This window comes from Streptomyces sp. SM1 (assembly GCF_002910825.1).
Lineage (GTDB): Bacteria > Actinomycetota > Actinomycetes > Streptomycetales > Streptomycetaceae > Streptomyces > Streptomyces okerensis.
Genome location: NZ_NEUB01001022.1, coordinates 1 through 20,015, shown reverse-complemented (window position 1 = coordinate 20,015; position 20,015 = coordinate 1). Strand labels below are relative to the sequence as shown.

Here is a 20,015-nt window from a genome sequence, read left to right as displayed (position 1 = left end):
TCGACGCGTTCGGGTTGGCGGCGGCGTCGGCGGCGGCCGCCTGCGCACCCTGCTTGCGTGCCAGGGCTTCGCGGAACTTCCGCTTGAGGTCGTAGTTGCCGTCCTCGTCCGGCGTCAGAGGGGACGTCTCGGCGGAAGCCGGCTCCGAACCTTCCGTGGATACGGGCTCTGCGGTCATGGTGACCTCCTGGGTTCGGGGGTGGGCAGGCACAGCTTGTCATGCCGGGCGTGGTGCTGGGCGCCGACAACATGATCTGCTCAGGTTTCGGCCGGTATGTCACTCGTGGCCGAGAGTGGTCGAACCCGTGGCCAGGGGGTTCGCCACCAGGGCGACCGTTCTCAGCCGTTGCGGCGCACGAGGGGCGGCCCTGCGGGCCTCGGCGAGCTTGCGGGCCTCGCCGGCCTTGCGGGACTTCCCGCCGGCGCCGCGGGAGGTGTCCTTGCTGGTGCCGAGGCCGCGGAAGGGGACGTTGGTGTTCTTGGGCCGGGGAACGGCGGGTCCGCCGTCGAGCGGGACACCGGAGGGTGCCCTGGCGCCGGTGATCCGGCTCAGCTCCGCCTCGCCCGAGCGCACCTTGGTGACGGTCGGCTCGATGCCGGCCTCGGCCATCATGCGGCTCGTCTCGCGGCGCCCGCCCGCCGACACGAGCGTGACCACGCTGCCGGACCCACCGGCGCGGGCGGTGCGGCCCGCCCGGTGCACATAGTCCTTGGGGTCGGTGGGCGGATCGACGTTGACCACCAGATCGAGGTCGTCGACGTGCAGGCCGCGGGCCGCGACGTTGGTCGCCACCAGGACGGTGAGCCGGCCCTCCTTGAACTGCGCCAGGGTGCGTGTGCGCTGCGGCTGGGACTTGCCGCTGTGCAGGGCGCCCGCGTGCACCCCGCTGGCCCGCAGATGCCGGGTGAGCTGGTCGACGGCGTGCTTGGTGTCGAGGAAGAGCAGGACCCGGCCGTCGCGGGCGGCGATCTCCGTGGTGACGGCGTAGCGGTCGGGGTCGTGGACGACCAGAACGTGGTGCCGCATCGTCGTGACCGTGCCCGCGGACGGGTCGACCGAGTGGACGACGGGGTCGTGGAGGTAGCGGCTGACCAGCTGGTCGACGTCGCGGTCGAGCGTGGCGGAGAAGAGCATCCGCTGGCCGTCGGGGCGCACCTGGTCGAGCGCTTCGGCGACCTGCGGCAGGAACCCCAGGTCGCACATCTGGTCGGCTTCGTCCAGCACGGTGATCCGTACCCGTCCCAGGCGGCAGGCGTTGCGCTGGATCAGGTCGTGCAGGCGTCCGGGGGTGGCGACGACCACCTCGGCTCCCTCGCGCAGCGCGGCGGCCTGGCGGCCGATCGACATGCCGCCGACGACCGTGGCCATCCGCAGTCGCAGCGCCTCGGCGTACGGCGCCAGCGCCTGGGTGACCTGTTGGGCCAGCTCCCGGGTCGGCACGAGGATCAGAGCGTGGGGCTGCTTCGGTTCCGCGCGCCGCCCGGCCGTACGTGTCAGCAGCGGCAGGCCGAAGGCGAGCGTCTTGCCCGATCCGGTGCGTCCGCGCCCCAGGACGTCGCGCCCCTGGAGGGCGTCGGGCAGTGTGGCGGCCTGGATCGGGAAGGGTTCACGCACCCCGAGTGCGCTCAGTGTCCGCAGTACCTCGCCCGGCAGGTTCAGACCGGAGAAGGAGGCGGCCGGGGTCGGCGCCGGGGGCGTGGCCCCGGGCCGGGCGGCACCGTCGTGGGCGGTGCCGGAGTCGTGGGGATGCTTCATGAACAGCCTTCCGCAGAGGAACGTACCGAGGAAGGCCCGGCAGGAGGGAACAGCCCCCGCGCCCAGGGTAGCCGGACAGTCGGAATCGCCCACCGCGACGACCACGCAAACGCAGGACATTAGCACAGGAACAACAAGGACACAGGGAGCAGGGACACGAGAAGGTCGTGTGGCCGGCCCGCATCCTGTCCATCCCGCGGGCGGACGCCGAGGGATCCGGCGACGCCGCCCTCCTGCCGGCTCCACCGCCCCCACGTGGCCGGCGTGCGCCACGAGCGGGCGCCCTACGCACGGTTCCTCGTGGCCGGACTGCCGAGCACCACCGGGCGGCACTCCCGGGGCCGGCCACCCCGCACGCGTGCCGCACGGCCGCCGAACCCACCGGCCAGGACGAGGAGTCCGGCCACGACCCCGCCCCCGCCCGCGTCGTCGCCGACGGCCGGGGCGTGCGCCCCACCGCCGGGACAAGGACGACGTGATCGGCGCCGGGGCCGTGAACGTCCGGTTCTTGCCGGGGTCGGCAGGGCGTACGGCGGAAGGCGTGCCAACGCCCCCGGGGACCGCCGCGTGGTGACGGCGGTCCCCGGGGGCCGGGAGGGGGAGATCAGAGCAGCCAGCGGTTGCGGTCGACGAAGGGCAGTCGCGCCCACGCCCGGCCCAGCCCCCAGGTGGCACCGGCGCCCGCGGCCGCCAGGGCGATCAGGACGACCGCGTAGACGAGGTGGTAGTCGGCGAACGGGTTGGTCGACATGCTCGCCGATCCGTCCGAGAGGTGCTTGGCCGGCGGCCACTCCGCGATCCACATCAGCGCCATCATCACGGTTCCCGCGACGGCGGCGAGCCGCAGTGCGACGCCCGCCATGAGGGCGATGCCGATGCCGAGCAGGCCGAGCATGAACAGCCAGTTCGCCCACGCGGCCCCGGCCCAGCCGTGGAACGTGGACTCCATCGGTCCGACCGCCACCCCGCCGAGGAAGCCCTTGGTGGGCGATCCGCCGTCGATCCAGCCGTTGCCGGACGGGGTGGCGTAGCCGAGGCCGAAGGCCTTGTCGAGGAACGCCCAGAGGAAGACGAAGCCGGTGAGCAGGCGAAGCCCGGCCAGTGTGTACGCGCCCGTCGCTGTGGTGACCGCCGTGTCCGCCTCCGTCGTTGCCGTCGCGGACCTGCGCCGGGACGGCAGGCGGATTCCCGTGTGCCGGTGCGAGTGATCGTGGACTGCCATGATGCTCATTCCCTTCGGGGGGGGAGCTGCGCCTGAGGTCTTCTCTCTTCTCGTCGCACTTTCAATCTCCCGCTTTCCCGGCCTCCGCCGGAGGGGCCGGCAGGCCCCTCCGGCGGTCCGAACGTCCTCTGCCCGCAAGGCCGTTCGGACAAGACTCCGGACGCCACCATGCGGCCTGACGGAACACCGCGTGGTCCGCGGTGTGGACCTCTCACTGCACGCCGTCGTCTTCGCGGCGCGGATGTGCTGGTCAACGGACGTGCACGCAAAGGCAGTTGCGGTCCTTCCCCGTTCCGACGGGCCTCGGCCTCGTACCCCTGCGGGGAGATCCGGCCGAAGGAGACGTTGGGACCGGGGACGCCCATGCTCTCCCCCTACGGGCGACGACGAGGATCACCGCCGAACGGGCGTGCGGGGGCCGTCTCCCGGTGGGCCCGCGGACCGGCCGGGCGGGTCCCGTCCACCGGCCACCCCGTTACCTGGACAGGCAACGCACCGATGCCCCAGGGCGCTGAGACCCGCGTCGGGCGCCACGATCGGAGGACGGAGACCACCGGAAGGGACGCCCCATGCACCGCAGACAGCGCCGGCCACTGGCCGCCGTGCTCGCCACCGCCCTGGGGTGGCTCGCGTTCCACCTCGTGGCCGTCCTGCGCGGCGAGACGGACGCCGATCTGCCCCGCAGCCTCGACCGCCCGGTCGACCCCGCCACCGACCACATCGCCGGCCCCGCCGACGCGCCCCTCACCCTGGTGGAGTACGGCGACTTCGAATGCCCTTACTGCGCCCGCGCCACCGGCGTCACCAGGGAACCGCGGGAGCGCTTCGGTGACCGGCTCCGTTACGTCTTCCGGCACCTGCCGCTCCCCGACGTCCACCCGCACGCCGTGCTCGCCGCCCGGGCCGCCGTCGCCGCGGGCGCGCAGGGACGCTTCTGGCCGATGCACGACCTGATGTACGAGCACCAGGACGGATGGAGTTCGAGGACATCGCCGCGTACGCGATCGAGATCGGGCTCGACATGGTGCGCTTCCTGGACGACATCGACGACGAGAACACCGCCGAGCGGGTACGGGCCGACGCGGCCGGGGCCGAGGCCGGCGGCGCCCGCGGCACACCGACCTTCTTCGTCGGCGACCGGCGGCACACCGGGCCGTACGACGCGCAGACGCTCGCCCGTGAGCTCGAGGCGTCCTCGCCGGAGCACCGTCCTGAACCACGTGCGTCGTGGGTCACGGGGCGCGGTACCTGGGGCGGGTCCGGTCAGGGATCAGGAGCTGCCCAGATACGTGGTGGCCTCGACCTCGTTCAGATGGATGAGGACGTCGTGGGCCTCACCGAGGGCGACCCGGTACTCCGTGGGGTCGGGCCAGCCGGCGCCTATGTTCCAGGTGGGGCGCGGCTCGGCCAGCCAGGTGCGCACGAGGCGGGGTGCGGTGCGCATGTCCAGGAACAAGTCGCGTTGGCGGGCCCGGTCCAGGGTGTGTTCGTTGGAGCCCGGCCGCGCGGCGTCCACGCGGTGGGTGCGGATGACGTTGTCGTCCGTGCCGAAGGCCTTGAAGGCGCCGCTGTGGAAGCTGAAGCCGATGCTGACGTACTCCCCGCCCAGCGAGTCGCGCAGGACGGCACCCTGCGTCTTCGGGTAGCGCGGGTCGAAGGCGTCGCAGGAGACGTGGGTGTTGTGGGCGGACAGCAGGATCCGGTCCCCGGTGTGGCTGTGCCACCAGGCCACGTTCTCGGCCATCACCCGGTCGCGATACCTCATCATCTCCGTGACCTGGGCCTCGTCGGTGATGTCGTAGGAATAGCCCTTGGCCATCTGGTGGATGGCCCTGGCGTGCTGGACCACCCGGACGTGCTCCTGCCCGCTCGTGCCGGGGGCGGAGGGCTGCTTCCGGAGCAGTGCGAGCACCTCCCGGGTGCGTTCGGCGCGCTTCTCGCGTTCCGTCAGGGGCAGTTCGAGGTAGCGCTCCAGATAGGTCGCGGCATCGGTGGCCGGGGCAAGGCCGTCGTAGAGGGCGGTGACGCGCGCCCGCAGGTGCGGGTGGGCGTGGGCCACGTGGTCTGTCACCCGCCGGTACAGCTCCGGTCCGGCGTAGCCCATGTCATTGCCCACGAACTGGACCGGGTCGGTGGGGTGATGACGGTTGTGAGCGCGCATCCACTCGATGAGGCTCAGGTAGTCCGCGTTGTTCCAGATGCGGTAGGAGCCCTGGAACTCCTCGCGGGCGATGCGGTGGAGGTCGCCCCTGCCGTACAGCACGTACTCGTTGACGCGGACACCGCTGCTCCAGGGCAGTTCCAGGGAGAAGGCCCGGAAGCCCTTCTCCTCGACCAGGTAGCGCAGGACCCGGTGCTTCATGCGGAAGAAGTCCCGGGAGCCGTGGGTGGCCTCGCCCAGGCCCACCACCTCGGTGTCCCCCACCATGCGGCCCAGCGCGCTCAGGTCCCGCAGGCTGCCTCCGGGCTCGGTGCTTCTCAGCGTGTGGGCGCTGCGCTCGATCGCGTCGACCACCTTCATAACGGTCCGGCCGGCGGGGTGCTTCGCCGTGTCCCTGGTGACCGGGGGCGCAGCCGCTACGGCCCCCAGGGAGAGGGAGAGCAGGAGGGCCGAGAAGATCACTGCTGCCTTGCGTCGTGTCATGTCCCCAGGTTTCCGTGCACACGGATGCCTGGGCCAGCCCGCGGGCTGCCCCTCCGCGGGTACCGCTGGCGCTACCGAACTCAGTTACGGCGGGCCTGCGTTGCTCGGTCTCCAAGCGGCGGCGCGGAGCCGGCCGTGTCGGACCCAGCCGGCCCCGCGCGCGAAACGCGGGGCCGGTCGGGTGGGGCGAGGGGGCAGACGGCGGGACGCCGGGGGCGTCAGTCGCGCCAGGTGTCGTTCAGGGTGATCTTCGTGGAGGTGACGGTCGCGGTGCGGTTGGCGCCGCTCTCCCAGGTCACGTTCCCCGACCCGTCCTTGCGGAGGTACTTGTACTCGAAGGACGTGCCTTCGGGGAGTTCCACGTCCAGTTTCCACACCGGGTAGGCGGCCGGGTCGAGCTTGAGGGCGCTGCCCGGGTTCCAGTTGCCGAGTTCCGGACGGTTGCCGGTCACATAGATGTTCTGGCCCCAGGTGGTGGTGGCGTTGACGGAGAAGGACACGCCGGAGGTCACCGGGTCGGGGTCGGTGCCTCCGTCGCAGTTCCGGGCGCCCACGTGCAGGGCCAGGGCCGTGCCGGCGCCGAGGGTGGCGGTGAACCGGCCGGATCCGTCGACGGTGACTCCCTTGCCGGACTGGACGTCGCAGTAGTCGCCGGTGGGCAGCGAGGTCTGGAACGTACGGGTCAGTGAGGAGCCCTCGTGGTTGAGGGCGACGTACGCCTTGGAGCCGCGTCCGAAGGCGATCCGGTCACCGCCGTTGTCCCACCAGTTGGTCACGGACTGGCCGCGGGCGGTGTTGCGGAAGCCGACCATGGAGGAGATCTCCCGCCAGTCGTGCTGGCACTTCCAGCCGTCGCTGTAACAGGCGTTCACCTGGCCGCCGTTGGGCGGGCCGGCGTCCCGGTCGGTGTACTCGTAGCCGGAGTGGACGTCGGGGTTTCCGTAGGGCCAGGCCAGCATGAAGACGTGGGCCAGGGTGTAGGTGGCGCCGTCCTTGTAGCTGAGGGTGTCACCGCCGCGTTCGGTGTCGTGGTTGGCGACGAAGACGTTGGACTTGTCCGAGGGCATGTAGCCCCAGCTCTCGCCGAAGGTCTTCAGGTACGCGAGGTTCTCGCCGGTGAAGATCCGCTTGAGGTCACGTGCGTAGCGGAACTCCTGGACGTCGCCGCTGCCGAGGTACTCGGCCGGGGAGACGGCCTCGCCGGCGCCGTGGATGGCCTCGTGCTTCCAGTACACGTTCGGGTTGCTGAGCCGGGACTTTATGTTGGCCAGGTCCCCGGCGGCCATGTGCTTGGCGGCGTCGATGCGGAAGCCGTCGACGCCGAGCGACAGCAGGTCGTTCAGATAGCCGGCGATCCTCCCCCGTACGTAGTCCTCGCCGGTGTCCAGGTCCGCCAGCCCGACCAGCTCGCACTCCTGGACGTTGAAGCGGTCGCCGTAGTTGTTGATCTGCGCGGTGCAGTTGTCGAAGTCGCCCGGCGCGTAGATGCCGGGGTAGTTGTACTTGGTGTACGACGAGCCGCCGGTCCCGGTGCCGTTGCCCGCCGACATGTGGTTGATGACCGAGTCGGCGATGACCTTCACACCCGCCGCGTGGCACGTGTCGATCATGCTCTTGAACTGCCCGCGGTCACCGAGGCGGCCCGCGATCCGGTAACTCACCGGCTGGTAGGAGGTCCACCACTGACCGCCCTGGATGTGTTCCTGGGGCGGGGAGACCTGGACGAAGCCGTAGCCGGCCGGGCCGAGGGCGTCGGTGCACGCCTCGGCCACCGAGTCGAACTTCCACTCGAACATCACCGCGGTGACGTCCTTCTCGCCGGGCGGAGCCGCCTGCGCAGGCGCCGAGGCGGCGATCAGACTGCCGGCCACGCCGGCGGTGAGGGCGAGCGCCGCGGCGGTGGTCCTGCGGGCTCTGCTGGTACTCCGGTGCATGGAGTCTCCCGTGTGAGGGTGCGGGTGGAGGGTGCGGGTGCGGGTGCGGGTGCCCCCGGGGTCGGCCGACGGGTGACCATGAAGTCGGCCATTCCTGCAAGGTGTTACAGAAAGATGACTGCAAGGTGTTGCGGTCGCGACCGTAAGGGCAGCATTCAACAACCGTCAACCCCTCTGACGTCCCATCCACTTGGCACTCATGACTGAACGTCAGCCCGGCTGCCGCCGACGCACCTTCGGCGGTCGACCGGGAGAAAGTTGAAGCGAGACCCCTTTACGGTGAGGTTGCGCACCGGTAACTTGCGGCTGCCGTAAGTGCTTTCTGTAATTTTCCGTTCGGACTTTCACCGTCCGGACTGCCTCACCCCCACGCCCACGCCCCCGCCTTCTGGAGACACGTATGAGACGTATCCGCTCACGGCTGCCCGGAAGGTCGTCGGCCGTAGCCGTGACCGTCGGCGCCGTCCTGGGGCTGGTGACCGTCCCCTCGGCCGTCCCGTCCCCGAGGACGACTCCCGCCGCCGCCACGGCCGACAACACGGCGACCGTCTTCTACTACACGAAGACGAAGAACTGGGAACGGTACAACCTGCACTACGCCCCCGACGGCGGCTCCTGGACCGCGGTCCCCGGCGTGGCGATGGAGACCGCCTGTACCGACTGGGTGAAGAAGACGGTCGCCCTGGGTACCGCGGAAGGTCTGCGAGCCGCCTTCAACAACGGCTCGGGCACCTGGGACAACAACTCCGGCCAGGACTACTCCCTCGGCACGGGGAACATCACGGTCAAGGACGGCGTGATCGCCCACTCCGATCCCTGCGCCGGCGAAGAACCGGATCCCACGCCCGGAGACGGCAACCGGGCCACCGTCTACTACTCGACCCGGACCCTCGGCTGGACCACCGCCAACATCCACTACCAGCCGGCGGGCGGCTCCTGGACGACGGTGCCGGGAGTGGGCATGCGGGCCGCGTGCGCGGGCTGGTGGAAGGCGGACACCGACCTCGGCACGGCCGACTCGATGAAGGCCGCGTTCAACAACGGCAACGGCGTGTGGGACAACAACAAGGGCGCCGACTACTCCCTGCCCGCCGGCATCACCACGGTCTCCGACAACACGGTGACCGAGGACGCCGACGACCCGTGCGCCGACGAGGTGCCGGACACCCGGGCACCGACCGTTCCGGCCGGGGTCACCGCCCAGGCGGACGGGGTGTCCGTCGTGCTGACCTGGGAACCGTCCACCGACGACACGGGCGTCACCCGGTACCAGGTCACCCGCACCGGCGGAACCGGGGGTGACGTCGTGACCGATGTCGGCTCGACGGTCTTCTCCGAGGCGAACCTGGAGGAGCGGACCACCTACACCTACACCGTCCGGGCCGTGGACGCGGCCGGTAACGTCTCCGCGGCCTCGGCCGCCGCGACGGCGACCACCGGCACGAAGCCGCCGGCCCCCGCCGCGGGCAAGCCGCTGGGCACCGACCCGCGCAAGGACCCGATCTACTTCGTCCTCACCGCCCGCTTCAACGACGGCGACAGCTCCAACAACCGGGGCGGCAGCCAGCACGAGAAGTCCGGCAACGCGGCCCACGACGACCCGATGTTCCGGGGTGACTTCAAGGGTCTGGTCGACAAGCTCGACTACATCAAGGGCCTCGGCTTCTCGGCCGTGTGGATCACCCCGGTGGTCCTCAACCGCTCGGACTACGACCACCATGGCTACCACGGCTACGACTTCTACAAGGTCGACCCGCGCCTGGAGTCCGCCGGCGCCTCCTACCAGGACCTCATCAACGCGGCCCATGCCAAGGGCATGAAGATCTACCAGGACGTCGTCTACAACCACTCCTCCCGCTGGGGCGCCAAGGGCCTGTTCACCCCGACCGTCTACGGCGTGCGCGACTCCCAGTGGAGCTGGTACTACGACGAGAAGCAGCCCGGCTTCGAGTACGACGGCCTGACCGTCGACCCCAAGAGCGGCAAGTCGTACTACAACGGCGACCTGTGGTCCACGGCCGAGCCGGCCGGCAACACCTGCGTCAACTGGGGCACGCCCACCGGCGGCAGGAGCCCCGAGGGCTACACGATCCACAACTGCCAGTGGCCCGGCCCGACGTCCGGCATGTTCCCCAAGACGCTGTACCACAACTGCTGGATCGGCAACTGGGAGGGCGAGGACTCCCGTTCCTGCTGGCTGCACGAGGACCTCGCCGACTTCAACACCGAGAACGCGCAGGTGCAGAACTATCTGATCGGCGCCTACAACAAGTACATCGACATGGGCGTCGACGGCTTCCGGGTCGACACGGCCGTGCACATCCCGCGCACCACCTGGAACCGCCGTTTCCTGCCCGCGATCCAGGAGCGCGTCACCCAGCAGCACGGCGCCGAGGCCGCGAGGAACTTCTTCGTCTTCGGCGAGGTCGCCGCCTTCGTCAACGACAAGTGGAACCGGGGCTCGGTCAACCACTCCGCGCAGTTCTACACGTGGAAGGAACGCAAGGAGTACAGCGCCGACGACGAGAAGGCGGCCCTGGAGATGTACGACTACGAACAGCAGCAGGGCACCGGCAACCAGCCCACCTCCACCAACGCCTTCCTCGACGGCAACACCTACCACGTCCCCGGCCGGAGCCGCTTCTCCGGCATGAACGTCATCGACATGCGGATGCACATGAACTTCGGTGACGCGAGCAACGCCTTCCACAACGGCAAGGACTCCGACGACAGCTACCACGACGCCACCTACAATGTCGTCTACGTCGACAGCCACGACTACGGGCCCAACAAGAGCAGCGAACGCTACACGGGCGGCACCGACGCCTGGGCCGAGAACATGTCGCTGATGTGGACGTTCCGCGGCATCCCCACCCTCTACTACGGCTCGGAGATCGAGTTCCAGAAGGGTCAGAAGATCGACTGCGGCCCGAGTTGCCCGCTGGCCACGACCGGCCGGGCGTACTACGGCGACCACGTCGCAGGCACGGTGACGTCCTCCGACTTCTCCCAGGTCGACTCCGCCACCGGCGCCGTCGCCACGACGCTGCAACAGCCCCTGGTCAAGCACGTACAGCGCCTGAACCAGATCCGCCGGGCCGTCCCGGCCCTCCAGATGGGCCAGTACTCCACGGCCGGCATCTCCGGCGACATGGCCTTCAAACGCCGCTACACCGCGGGCGGCACGGACAGCTTCGCCCTGGTCACCGTCTCGGGCGGCGCGACCTTCACCGGCGTACCCGACGGCACCTACCGGGACGCGGTCACCGGAGACGTACGGACGGTGTCCGACGGCACCCTCTCCGTCGGGGCACCGGGCAAGGGCAACCTACGGGTGTACGTCCTGAACGGCACCGGCAAGGTGGGGGCCGACGGCCCTTACCTCAAGTAGGGAAACAGTCTCTGGTGGGTCCGGCAGCATCCGCTGCACGGCCCACCAGAGCCATGTCCCGTTACTGCCCGGCCGCCCCGCCGGTGAGGGCGTCAAGAAGCGCTATCGCTTCCTGCCGGCTCAACAACTCATGGAATCGTTCGTTACGGAAGGTCCGCAGGCAGGCGTAGCAGCTGCTTTCCCGTCCGCACTCACAGGCGCCGACCCTGACGAATGCCTCCTCCGCAACAGTTGCAAGGTTCTCCCCGATACGGATGGAGTTGCCCGCACCCCCGGGCGTGGTGTCGAAAAGAAGCAGCGACGGCATACCGTCGGTCCCTGTGTGGACCGTGCCGTCGATGTCGTCCCGGCTGATCTCCAAGTGCGTGGCCGCGCCCTCCAGCAGTGCGTACAGGCCTGAACGAAGGGTTTCCTGCGTCGCGCTGAGGGCGGTGAGCGGGTCGAGGTGGATCTGGAGAAAGTCCGTCTGGTACCGGTGCGCGAGGGAGACGACCCGGAGCGGGCCGGTGCACTGCGCGTCCTTCAGCAGATGAGGGTGGGCCGCACCCCGGGACGCCGCTCGCGCGTGCGGACGACCCCAGCCGCACCAGTCGCAGATCTCGTACCCGGCACCGCCCGGCCCTTCCGAGACGACGACCATCTCTCCCCGGGCACCCGCCGACCAGGCCGTGGTGTGTCCGGAGACGAAGACAGTGTTTCCTTCGTGGACGTCCGCGGTGTCGGTGGACATATGCACGTCGCCGTACCAGGAGCGGCGCGGTGGTGTCTGTCCCGGGCTGCGCTGGGGTCCGCGCGCGGCGACGAACCCGTAGACCGGCTCGACGTAGCGGCGCGGCGCGGAGGTGGACAGCGTGCCGCAGGCGGCGCAGGTGGGATCGACCGGCTCACCGTCCTCACCGTAACGGCCGCAGGTGCCGCACACGGTGTAGTACCGGCTGACCAGTTCACGGTCGGGCAGGCGGTAGACACCTGCGGATGCCCACAAACGGCCGCCCGCCACGATCTCGGCTCCTGGCGCGTACTCGTAGACGGCGGCACTGAGATCGCGGGTGAGTTCGAGCTGTCCCGATACGGCGCCGCTGTCCCGTGGGATGCGCAGTTCGACGGTGTCCACAGGGAAGCCGTACTTGGGCAGGACGTTGCGGTTGGCCAGGACTCCGAGAAGGTCACGGTGCGTCAGGTTGCGGATGACCTTGTCGTACATGTCCGCCAGCCGGTACTTGCGGGCGGCCACCGCCTGGTCGCGTCGCTCGCTATAAGCCGTGACGTCCTGTTCGAGGATCTCCCCCGCAGCCCGCAGCAGCCGGTCCAGTTCTCCGACCCAGGATCCCGACTCCACGTCGATCTCGTCCTGGACACTCGCCGGAAGCACTCGGCGGATGGAGGCCGCCAGGCTCTCCGGGACCGGAGTGAGCCAGTCGCGCACGATGTGGGCGGCGGTCTCGCCGGAGGTGTCGTCGGGCAGGAAGAACTCTCCCGCCTTGCGCCAGATGCGGCCCCGTTCCTCCTTCATGGCCCGGAAGAACGCGGCGAGGGCGATCGAGTGGACGTGACGGCGGTCGATCCGGACGTTGTCGACGGGGACGATCGGGGCCCGGACCTCGCCGGCGATCATCCGCTGGGGTTCCGCGAACCGTGCGAGGTCGTGAGGGCGTCGCTGGGCATAGGTGAGGACGAGCGCCGCGGAGTCCGCGCGGCGGCCGGCGCGGCCGGCCCGCTGAACGTAGTTGGCCGTGGAGGGCGGCATGTTGCGCAGGACGACGGCCTGTAGCTCGCCCACGTCGACTCCGAGCTCGAAAGTGGTCGGGCAGGAGAGGGCGTTGACCTGTCCGCGGACGAACTCGCCCTGGATCTCGGCAGCCTTCTCGCCGGTCCACTGAGCCGTATGTTCCTGGGCGCGCAGCGGGACGGGGTCGAAGCTGCGGTAGAGGCGGCGGAGGTGGCCGTCCGTCTCGGCGGTCGGTCTGTACTCCTCAAGGCGGCCGGTGCAGCGCAGGGTGGGGCACACCCCGCGTACGGACACGGCCACCACGCGGCGGCAGCGGTCGCATGCGTGGAGAGGCTCGCTCTCCTCGGTGACGGGCCGCAGGCGCAGCCAGGCGTGGTCGAGCCGGCGGACCGCGCCGATTCCGGCCTGGTTCTCCCCCGGCAGCCAGTCGGCGAGGTGCCCGGTGGTGAGGTCGGTCCACAGTCGGCCCAGGATGTCCAGAGCGGCCCCGCGCCGGTCCCCCTGGTGTCCGAGGGCGTCGAGCACCCGCTCCAGGTAGTCGACGCGCCGGTTGGAGACTCCCGCGGCGCTGGGCAGCCAGCTGATCACCTTGCGCTTGGCGTCGGATCCCTTGGAGCGGACCCAGACGGGACCACGGCGCGGGGCGAACGCCTCGTCGCCGGCGTCGACGTCCTCGGGCATGGTGAGTGCGCCCTGGTTGCGCACGGTGCGCAGCAGTTCCTGTACCGACGACCAGGCTTCGTCGTCGGTCAGGCCGAGGGAGGTGAGTCCTGCGGGCGGCTGCCAGAAGGGCTCGCGGTCCAGATCGGCCCGCAGCAGTCCGAGGCCTTCGAGCGCAGGCTCATGACAAGCGGGCCGGCCGACCGCCAGGCGGCGGGCAGCGGGATACGGCCGCTGCCGTCGACCGGCACCCTCAGCGGCTGCCGCCACGGGGCGAGGACCTGGTAGAGCCGGGCGGTCAGCTCGCCGGGGTGGCGCAGCCCACGCAGCAGCAGTCCGGTGCCGTCCGGTACGACGTCCTCCGCGATCGGCTGGGTTCGGACGGTGCCGACGTGAAGGTCCTCTCCCGCGACCAGCAGACGCAGTTCGGCCCTGGTGATGTCGCGGACGGTGTCCGCCAGATCGGCCAGGGAGTAGCGCAGGTCTCCCCTACGAGTCCGAGTACGGCGTTCCGGCCGCAGGTTGATCAGGTCGCCCCTTCGACGACGAGCACCAGTTCGGGAGCCACGGCCACCGCCTGCTCGGGCAGGCACACGGTCAGGGCACTGTCCCGGACAAGGTCCGCCGCGTCGATGTCGAGCGGCCTGATCGACCAGGGAAGAAGACCGCCGTCGAGTTCGAGGCGGACCTCGGAGTGCGGGACGAGCGCCTGGACCCGGAACCCGCGCGTACCGTCGCGCAGTACGAGTTGCCTGGTGATCTCGTACGAGTCGAATGCGACCGTGTTCCGCGAAACGGTGACCGGTCCACCCGTACGGAAGTCCAGCCGTGTCGGTACCAGTCCACCCTGGGGAGCGAGGAGGCGCCATTCGGCGCTGGGAGTGGCCTCGACGCCTTCCGCCAGGAAGGCGGTGAGTCGTCGTCGGCCCCGCTGTCGGCCGGGGCGGTGGACGAGGATCTCGTACGGGCCGAGCAGAGGGCCGGGAACCTGTTCCCAGGGACGGAGAAGCGCGCCGGGCGCTCCGGTGAGGCAGGCCAGAACCGTCTCGTCGCCGGGGCGGCGCACCTCCACCTGCCAGTGTGGTGACTCCGGCTCACCCGGTCGGCGCCGGAGCCGGAGCGCGGGCGGGCGAACCCACACCGGTGTCGCGTCCTCACCGGTGAGCCAGGGCAGCGTCGTACCCCCTTCCCAGCCGAGCGACCGCCCGACGGCCACCTCCAGCCACCTGCCGCGTTCGGCGCCCGACGTACGGAGCCGGGTCACGCCGGCCAGGGACACCTTGCTCAGGGTCCAGCCGTTCCAGCCGTACGGGGTGGGCAGTTCGACGACTGCGGCCTGGGTGCCCTCCGGGTCCAGGGCGCCCACGTGCAGAAGGTGGGCCTCGGTTGCGGGCAGCGGCTCGTCCAGAGGGATGCGACCGTCGAGGGCGAAGGCCAGCAGGACGGTGTCCGGGTCGACGACAGCCGAAGCGTGGGTGGTACCGGCCGGGTCGGTGGCCTCGACCCGGCGCACAGGGCCGGGCAGGACCCAGTGCGGCGACGACACGGTGAACGACTGGCCGCCAGCTGCCAGCTGCCAGCTGCCAGGTGACCGTGTCCGTACCCCCGGGCAGGGTCAGCAGGATGCTTCCGGCGCCCGGACCGAGACGCAGCTGAGGCGGAGCCGCGAGGTTCCGGACAGAGGGCTCGGGCGGAGCGGTGTCCGACAGGCTCCCGGTGACCGGCGGACGCCAGGTCCAGCCCAAGGAGTCCGCCGCCTTCTGCGCGGCCCTGATCCAGTCCGCTTCGGTTGTGGGCGAGTTCGGGGCAGTACGACGGCGGCCCAACTCGGGCCGGGCCGCGACGACACGTGTGTGCGCCTCGACCAGCATGTGCGCGAGACCGGGGGCATCAGTCCGCGAACCGAACGCCACCCCCTGGACCGTGCACGCGGGCCAGCGGGTGAACACGACGTCGCGTGCCAGACCGGACCGCTCGGCGAGAAGCACGTAGGCCACGAGCGCTTCGAGGACGAGCGTGCTCCGTCGGGCGACGGAGTCCACCCCGTCGACAGCCGACGGCTCGCCCGCCTCACGCCATGCCCGCTCGCAGTCGTCCAGCAACTGCGCGGGATCCACCAGCATTGTTCCCTCCCCGCCCAGGCCGCACTGCCTTGCAGTCCGGACCGGCTGATGTTTACCGTTTTACCATTCCTTCACGTGAAAGCCACACGGACTCCCTGTGCGGCTGTGGACCTCCCGCGTTGTCAGTGGCGGGTGGTCCGATACGAGAGGGCTTGTTGCACCACTGTTCAGCACATGGGGGGCACGTCGATGAGGACCAACGTCGATACCACGACGCCGGCCGCACTGCACGCCGAGCTCCTGGCGGCGGCAGGCCCAAAGCGGGTTCTCACTCCCGCAGCCTTGCGGCAGCTGCTGGCCGGCGTGAACAAAACCGCGCTGACCGAGGCATTGAGCCGGGTCGTACGGGACGGGGTGACGCTCCCTCCCGCCGTGGCAGCGCAGTTCGGGGTTCCGGCCGGCGGTGAAGCCCCTTCCGGGCCGAACGGCCCCGGTCCCGGGCGCATGCCGGACCGGGCTCCTCTCGCCTCCGGACTCCCCGCCGTCCCGGCGCAGAGGGCCCCTGGGCCTCGCTTCACCCTGGAGTTGGCCCCGGGCAGCCGACTTGACCTGGCCGCGCTGACGGTACGAACGCTGCGACCGGACCCCGTTCCGTCCGCGCCGGCACCGAAGTCGCCGCCACGCCCGGCCTCCCGGTCGGCCGACGTCGGTTTCAACCGTGAAGTCCGTTCACCACCGTCGTCAACTCTCAACACCCCTGCATTGGCGTGCAGTTACGTTTGCGCGCCCCCCGGTGCGGGCGCACTCCGGGCGCACTCCGCCCACACCGTCTTCCCTCCTGGTGGATACGGCTCGCAGCCCCAGGCGTCCGCGAGGGAGGTCACGAGGAGCAGGCCCCGGCCGGACTCCCTGTCCGTGTCCGCGCCCAGGGCCGGCGCAGGCCGGCGGTCGCCCCGCGCGTCCGTGACCTCGATCCGGAGCACGGCGGAGGTGAGAGTCAACCCGAGGCGCGCGTTCCTGCCCTGTACTCGGCCGTGCCGGGCGGCGTTCGCGGTCAGTTCCGCGATCAGGAGGGAGGCCGTGGCCGTGCTGTCGTCGTCGGCGGCCTCGGGCCGCTCCCGCTGTGCGGCGAGCCAGCGTTCGGCGGCATGACGGGCGGTGTGCGCGCCATGCGCCGTGGTGGGGAACAGGGTGCGGAAGTGACGTGCGACGACGGTCGGTTCACCGGTTGTGATGACGGTTTCCTGGTTCACCTCACCGAGGGTGACGGAGTGATCCTACTGTGTGCAGACCACGGGGCGGTACGCAGCGTGACTGTCCCGGCGTAGACGGTGTGACGTACGGGCGTACTGGCGTGACCTGGCCGGAGCCGCGCCGGTTCGTTATCGGGACAAGGAACAGGGCGGTGGTACGGCATGGCGGCACAGCCGGGTGCGGGGGTTCCCACGAGTGGCGAGGCGGACGGCACGGACGAGGTCGCGGACCTGTTCCGGGCGCTCGGTCGGCAGATCAAGGTGGCGCGGGAGCGGGCCGGACTGAGCCAGAAGGAGTTGGGCGACCGGCTCGGGTACGGGGAGGAGACGATCTCGTCGGTCGAGCGGGCACGGCGGACGCCTCAGCCGGAGTTGTTGGTGGCGGTGGACCGGTTGCTTGAGTGCGGGGGTCTGTTGGCTTCCGCGGCGGAGGACGTGGAGCGGGCGAAGACGCGGAGGCGGGTTCGGCATCCAGAGTGGTTCAAGGACTACGCGCGGTTGGAGCAGGAGGCGGTGGAGCTGCACGACTACAGCTCACTCGTCCTTCCCGGACTCCTACAGACGGAGGCTCACGCGAACGTGGTCTTCCGGACGCGTCAGCCCTTCCTGGATGAGGCAACCGTCGAACAGCGCGTGGCCGCACGGCTGGACCGCCAGCAAATCTTCAACCGCTGGCCTCCGCCGTTCACGACCTTCACCATCGAGGAATCCGTGTTGCGTCGCCCGCTCGGTGGGTGGGACGTTCATCGTGCGCAACTGGAAGCTCTATTGCGGTTCGGCAGGCTACGCAGTGTAGAGCTCCAGGTGCTGCCGATGGAGCGAAAGGAACATCCCAGTCTGGGCGGGCCCTTCATCATGCTCACCCCGAAGGGCAAGCCGCAGGTGGCGTACCTGGAGGTCCAGCACATCAGCCGCCTGATCACAGATCCGGACGAGGTACGTATCCTTGCCGCACGCTACGGCAGCATCAGGGCTCAGGCGCTCACGCCAGAAGAGTCACTGGCCCTGATCAAGAAGATGCTGGGAGACCGATGAACACCGAACAGCCCGCACGGCTGGACTGGTTCAAGAGCAGCTACAGCAGCGGCGAGGGCGGCGCGTGCGTCGAGGTCGCCGCCGATGCGACCGCCATACATGTACGGGACTCCAAGGAACGCGGTGGACCTCAGATCGCGTTCGCGCGGAGCGCATGGGCCGGGTTCGTCGCGGACTTCGGGCGGGACCGGGCCTGACCGGCCCGCCCGAGGTCACGACACTCAGGCCTCGTGACGCGGCCCCTCCCCCGGCGGCGGGTCCAGCACGGTCCGGTACTCGCCGCCGGTTGCGCGGGCCTGCGCCATGCGGTCGTAGACGTCCAGGATGAGGTCCTTGGTGCGGTAGGCGCCTTCATGGGCGGCCTCATCCTCACGCTTGACCACCGGAAACGTCTCCAAGACGTACTCAACGTCGGTGCGGCTGAGTCCGTAGAGGTGGAAGAGCGCAGCGTCCAGCTCCCCACGCAGCAGCTCGCGGCGTCCGTCGTTCCAAGGGAACGGGGCACCCTCGTCGGTAGCTGTCAAGTCAAATGAGACGGTTGCTCGGCTGTGAGTTTTGTGGTGGGGTTTCGGTTCGTTTGCTGGGGTCGTTGATCCACGCCTGGGTGGGGATCTTGGGTGGTTGGGGGCGGCGGGCGAAGCGTTCGGGGTGGCGCTCAAAGGCTTCGGTGAGGGCGGCGGCGCGGAGGTCGCGGACGGCGTCGGCGGTGCCGAAGTGCACGGAGGCGGGGGTGTGCAGGCCGATCCCGGAGTGGCGGTGTTCGTGGTTGTAGTAGGCGATGAACGCGTCCATCCACTCCCGGGCGTGGGAGAGGGAGTCGAAGCGTTGCGGGTAGTCCGGTGCGTACTTGGTGGTTTTGAAGTGTGCTTCGCTGTAGGGGTTGTCGTTGGAGGTCTTCGGTCTCGAGTGCGATCTGGTGACGCCGAGGTCGATCAGCAGCTGGGAGACCTGTTTGGAGGTCATCGAGGTGCCCCGGTCGGCGTGCACGGTTTCGGGGACGAGGCCGTTGCGTTCGATCGTCTCGCGGATCAGCTCTTCGGCGCGCTGGGCGGATTCGGCGGCTTCGACGGTGTGGCCGACGATGTAGCGACTGAAGATGTCGATGAGGACGTAGCCGTGGAACCAGGTGCCCTTGGCCGGTCCGGGCAGGCGGGTGATGTCCCAGGAGAAGACCTGGGAGGGTGCGGTGGCGACGAGTTCGGGGACGGTCTTGGCGGGGTGGGTGGCCTGCCGACTGCGGTCACCGCTTTGCCCGGCCTCTTTCAAGATCCGGTACATGGTCCGCTCGGAGCAGTGGTAGCGGCCGGCGTCCAGTTCACGGGCCCAGATCTGGGCGGGGGCGAGGTCGGCGTACTCGGGCCGGTTCATCAACTCCATTACTGAAGCGCGTTCTTGGGGTGTGAGCGCGGCGGGTGGGCTCGGCCGCGGCTTGGCTTCTGGACGGGGTGGCGGGTTGAGGCGGCGGTAGTGGGTGGCGCGGGAGCGTCCGGTGAGCCGGCAGGCCGCGGTGGTGCCCAGCTGTTCGGCGATCGGGCCGAAAGCGGCACCGATCGCGGGGGCGACGACGGAGTCGTTCAGTCCGCGCTCTCGGAGTGCAGTGCCAAGAGCGCGTGTGGTCGGGTGGCCCGGGGGAATCGCACCCCCGGGCTCCCACAGATCCCGGCGTGACAGTCTCCCGTCACCGGGCTCCTATCGCCCTCTTCGTCAGGTGACGTTGACCCATTTCCAGTGCGCGAAGAATGCAGGGTAGGCCGCTACGACCTGGTCCCATCCCCTCGTGGCCTTCTTGTAGGTCTTCAGCCGTTTATGCTTCTTCCGAACCCAGCGCAGCAGGTAGTAGTTGATGCGCTGGAGGAGGGGATACAGTTCGGTTTGATAGAACGTCCCGTAGTACTGCATCCATCCGCGAATGATGGGGTTCAGCCATTTCGCGAACTCCCCGAAGGAGTAGGTGACATGCATGTGAATCCGCCACGAGCGGACTTCCATGCTCATCTTCTTCAGGGCGTCCTTGCTGACCGCCGGAAGGAAGGACGTGAATACCTCGCCCTTCCGGTCGACCGCCGGGCGGTTGCAGAAGGTGAATCCAAGGAAAGTGAAGGACGTGGCGACTTCGCCGTGCGGCCTCGCCTTTCCGCAGTACACGATCTGCGTCTTGTCCGGGTGCAGCTGTAGCCCTACTTCTTCCATCCTGGCCCCCAACTGCGTCAGGACCTCCCGGGCCTGACGTTCGGATGAGCAGTGAATCACTGCGTCATCTGCATAGCGTTCGAACTGGACGCCAGGAAAAGTCCGGGTGATCCACATGTCGAACGCGTAATGCAGGAA

14 protein-coding genes and 3 pseudogenes are annotated in these 20,015 nt (G+C 69.6%); 5 read left to right on the top strand and 12 right to left on the bottom strand.

Annotated elements, in window-relative coordinates:
• The 3 genes and pseudogenes from B9S61_RS41310 to B9S61_RS36825 form a co-directional block, all read right to left on the bottom strand.
• The coding region (locus tag B9S61_RS41310) for a DUF5302 domain-containing protein (protein ID WP_181007704.1) at positions 1–178 on the bottom strand (178 nt) is incomplete at its 3' end.
• A gap of 161 nt (positions 179–339) precedes the next feature.
• Positions 340–1,756 (bottom strand): annotated as a pseudogene (locus tag B9S61_RS36830) (DEAD/DEAH box helicase).
• A gap of 604 nt (positions 1,757–2,360) precedes the next feature.
• A complete protein-coding gene (locus B9S61_RS36825; RefSeq protein WP_103546060.1) occupies positions 2,361–2,978 on the bottom strand; it encodes a DoxX family membrane protein in 618 nt (205 codons plus the stop codon).
• A 569-nt stretch (positions 2,979–3,547) separates the two neighbouring features.
• On the opposite strand from B9S61_RS36825, the pseudogene B9S61_RS43060 reads away from it, so the two are divergent.
• Both B9S61_RS43060 and B9S61_RS43055 read left to right on the top strand, forming a co-directional pair.
• Positions 3,548–3,904, top strand: a pseudogene (locus B9S61_RS43060) (DsbA family protein); the annotation flags it as partial.
• 47 nt (positions 3,905–3,951) lie between these two features.
• Positions 3,952–4,104 (top strand): annotated as a pseudogene (locus B9S61_RS43055) (disulfide bond formation protein DsbA); the annotation flags it as partial.
• Positions 4,105–4,248: 144 nt separating this feature from the next.
• On the opposite strand, the gene B9S61_RS36815 reads toward B9S61_RS43055, so the two are convergent.
• Complete coding sequence (locus B9S61_RS36815) at positions 4,249–5,622, bottom strand: erythromycin esterase family protein (protein ID WP_103546059.1); 1,374 nt, start codon at positions 5,620–5,622, stop codon at positions 4,249–4,251.
• Between the two features lie 218 nt (positions 5,623–5,840).
• Positions 5,841–7,556 carry a carbohydrate-binding module family 20 domain-containing protein gene (locus tag B9S61_RS36810; RefSeq protein WP_103546058.1) on the bottom strand — a complete coding sequence of 572 codons (1,716 nt, stop codon included), beginning with the start codon at positions 7,554–7,556 and terminating at the stop codon, positions 5,841–5,843.
• 400 nt (positions 7,557–7,956) lie between these two features.
• On the opposite strand from B9S61_RS36810, the gene B9S61_RS36805 reads away from it, so the two are divergent.
• Positions 7,957–10,947: a carbohydrate binding domain-containing protein gene (locus B9S61_RS36805; RefSeq protein WP_103546057.1), complete on the top strand. Its 2,991-nt coding sequence runs from the start codon at positions 7,957–7,959 to the stop codon at positions 10,945–10,947.
• A 61-nt stretch (positions 10,948–11,008) separates the two neighbouring features.
• Here the strand turns inward: B9S61_RS36805 and B9S61_RS36800 are convergent, their stop codons facing one another.
• From B9S61_RS36800 to B9S61_RS36790, 4 genes are all read right to left on the bottom strand, one after another.
• The gene (locus tag B9S61_RS36800) at positions 11,009–13,381 is read right to left on the bottom strand and encodes a Zn-binding domain-containing protein (protein ID WP_258040060.1); all 2,373 of its coding nucleotides are present in this window, start codon (positions 13,379–13,381) and stop codon (positions 11,009–11,011) included.
• 44 nt (positions 13,382–13,425) lie between these two features.
• Positions 13,426–13,929, bottom strand: coding sequence for a hypothetical protein (locus B9S61_RS40510; protein ID WP_146065041.1), 504 nt, complete (start codon positions 13,927–13,929; stop codon positions 13,426–13,428).
• Positions 13,863–14,882 (bottom strand): hypothetical protein, encoded by a 1,020-nt coding sequence (locus B9S61_RS36795; protein WP_146065040.1) that lies wholly within the window; start codon positions 14,880–14,882, stop codon positions 13,863–13,865. The genes B9S61_RS40510 and B9S61_RS36795 overlap by 67 nt, the downstream gene beginning before the upstream one ends.
• A gap of 1,290 nt (positions 14,883–16,172) precedes the next feature.
• The gene (locus B9S61_RS36790) at positions 16,173–16,652 is read right to left on the bottom strand and encodes an ATP-binding protein (RefSeq protein WP_103546055.1); all 480 of its coding nucleotides are present in this window, start codon (positions 16,650–16,652) and stop codon (positions 16,173–16,175) included.
• 162 nt (positions 16,653–16,814) lie between these two features.
• Between B9S61_RS36790 and B9S61_RS36785 the strand changes: the two genes are divergently transcribed.
• Together B9S61_RS36785 and B9S61_RS36780 are read left to right on the top strand one after the other, a co-directional pair.
• Complete coding sequence (locus tag B9S61_RS36785) at positions 16,815–17,687, top strand: helix-turn-helix transcriptional regulator (protein WP_103546054.1); 873 nt, start codon at positions 16,815–16,817, stop codon at positions 17,685–17,687.
• Positions 17,684–17,884 carry a DUF397 domain-containing protein gene (locus tag B9S61_RS36780; protein ID WP_103546053.1) on the top strand — a complete coding sequence of 67 codons (201 nt, stop codon included), beginning with the start codon at positions 17,684–17,686 and terminating at the stop codon, positions 17,882–17,884. The genes B9S61_RS36785 and B9S61_RS36780 overlap by 4 nt, the downstream gene beginning before the upstream one ends.
• A 24-nt stretch (positions 17,885–17,908) precedes the next feature.
• On the opposite strand, the gene B9S61_RS36775 is transcribed toward B9S61_RS36780, so the two are convergent.
• From B9S61_RS36775 to B9S61_RS36765, 3 genes are all read right to left on the bottom strand, one after another.
• Entirely contained in the window at positions 17,909–18,211 is a 303-nt protein-coding gene (locus B9S61_RS36775) for a hypothetical protein (protein ID WP_258040059.1), read from the bottom strand.
• 1 nt (position 18,212) lies between these two features.
• Positions 18,213–19,205 (bottom strand): IS3 family transposase, encoded by a 993-nt coding sequence (locus tag B9S61_RS36770; protein WP_258040062.1) that lies wholly within the window; start codon positions 19,203–19,205, stop codon positions 18,213–18,215.
• Between the two features lie 186 nt (positions 19,206–19,391).
• Positions 19,392–20,015, bottom strand: a 624-nt coding sequence (locus B9S61_RS36765) for a group II intron maturase-specific domain-containing protein (RefSeq protein ID WP_258040055.1), incomplete at its 5' end; no start/stop codon positions are given.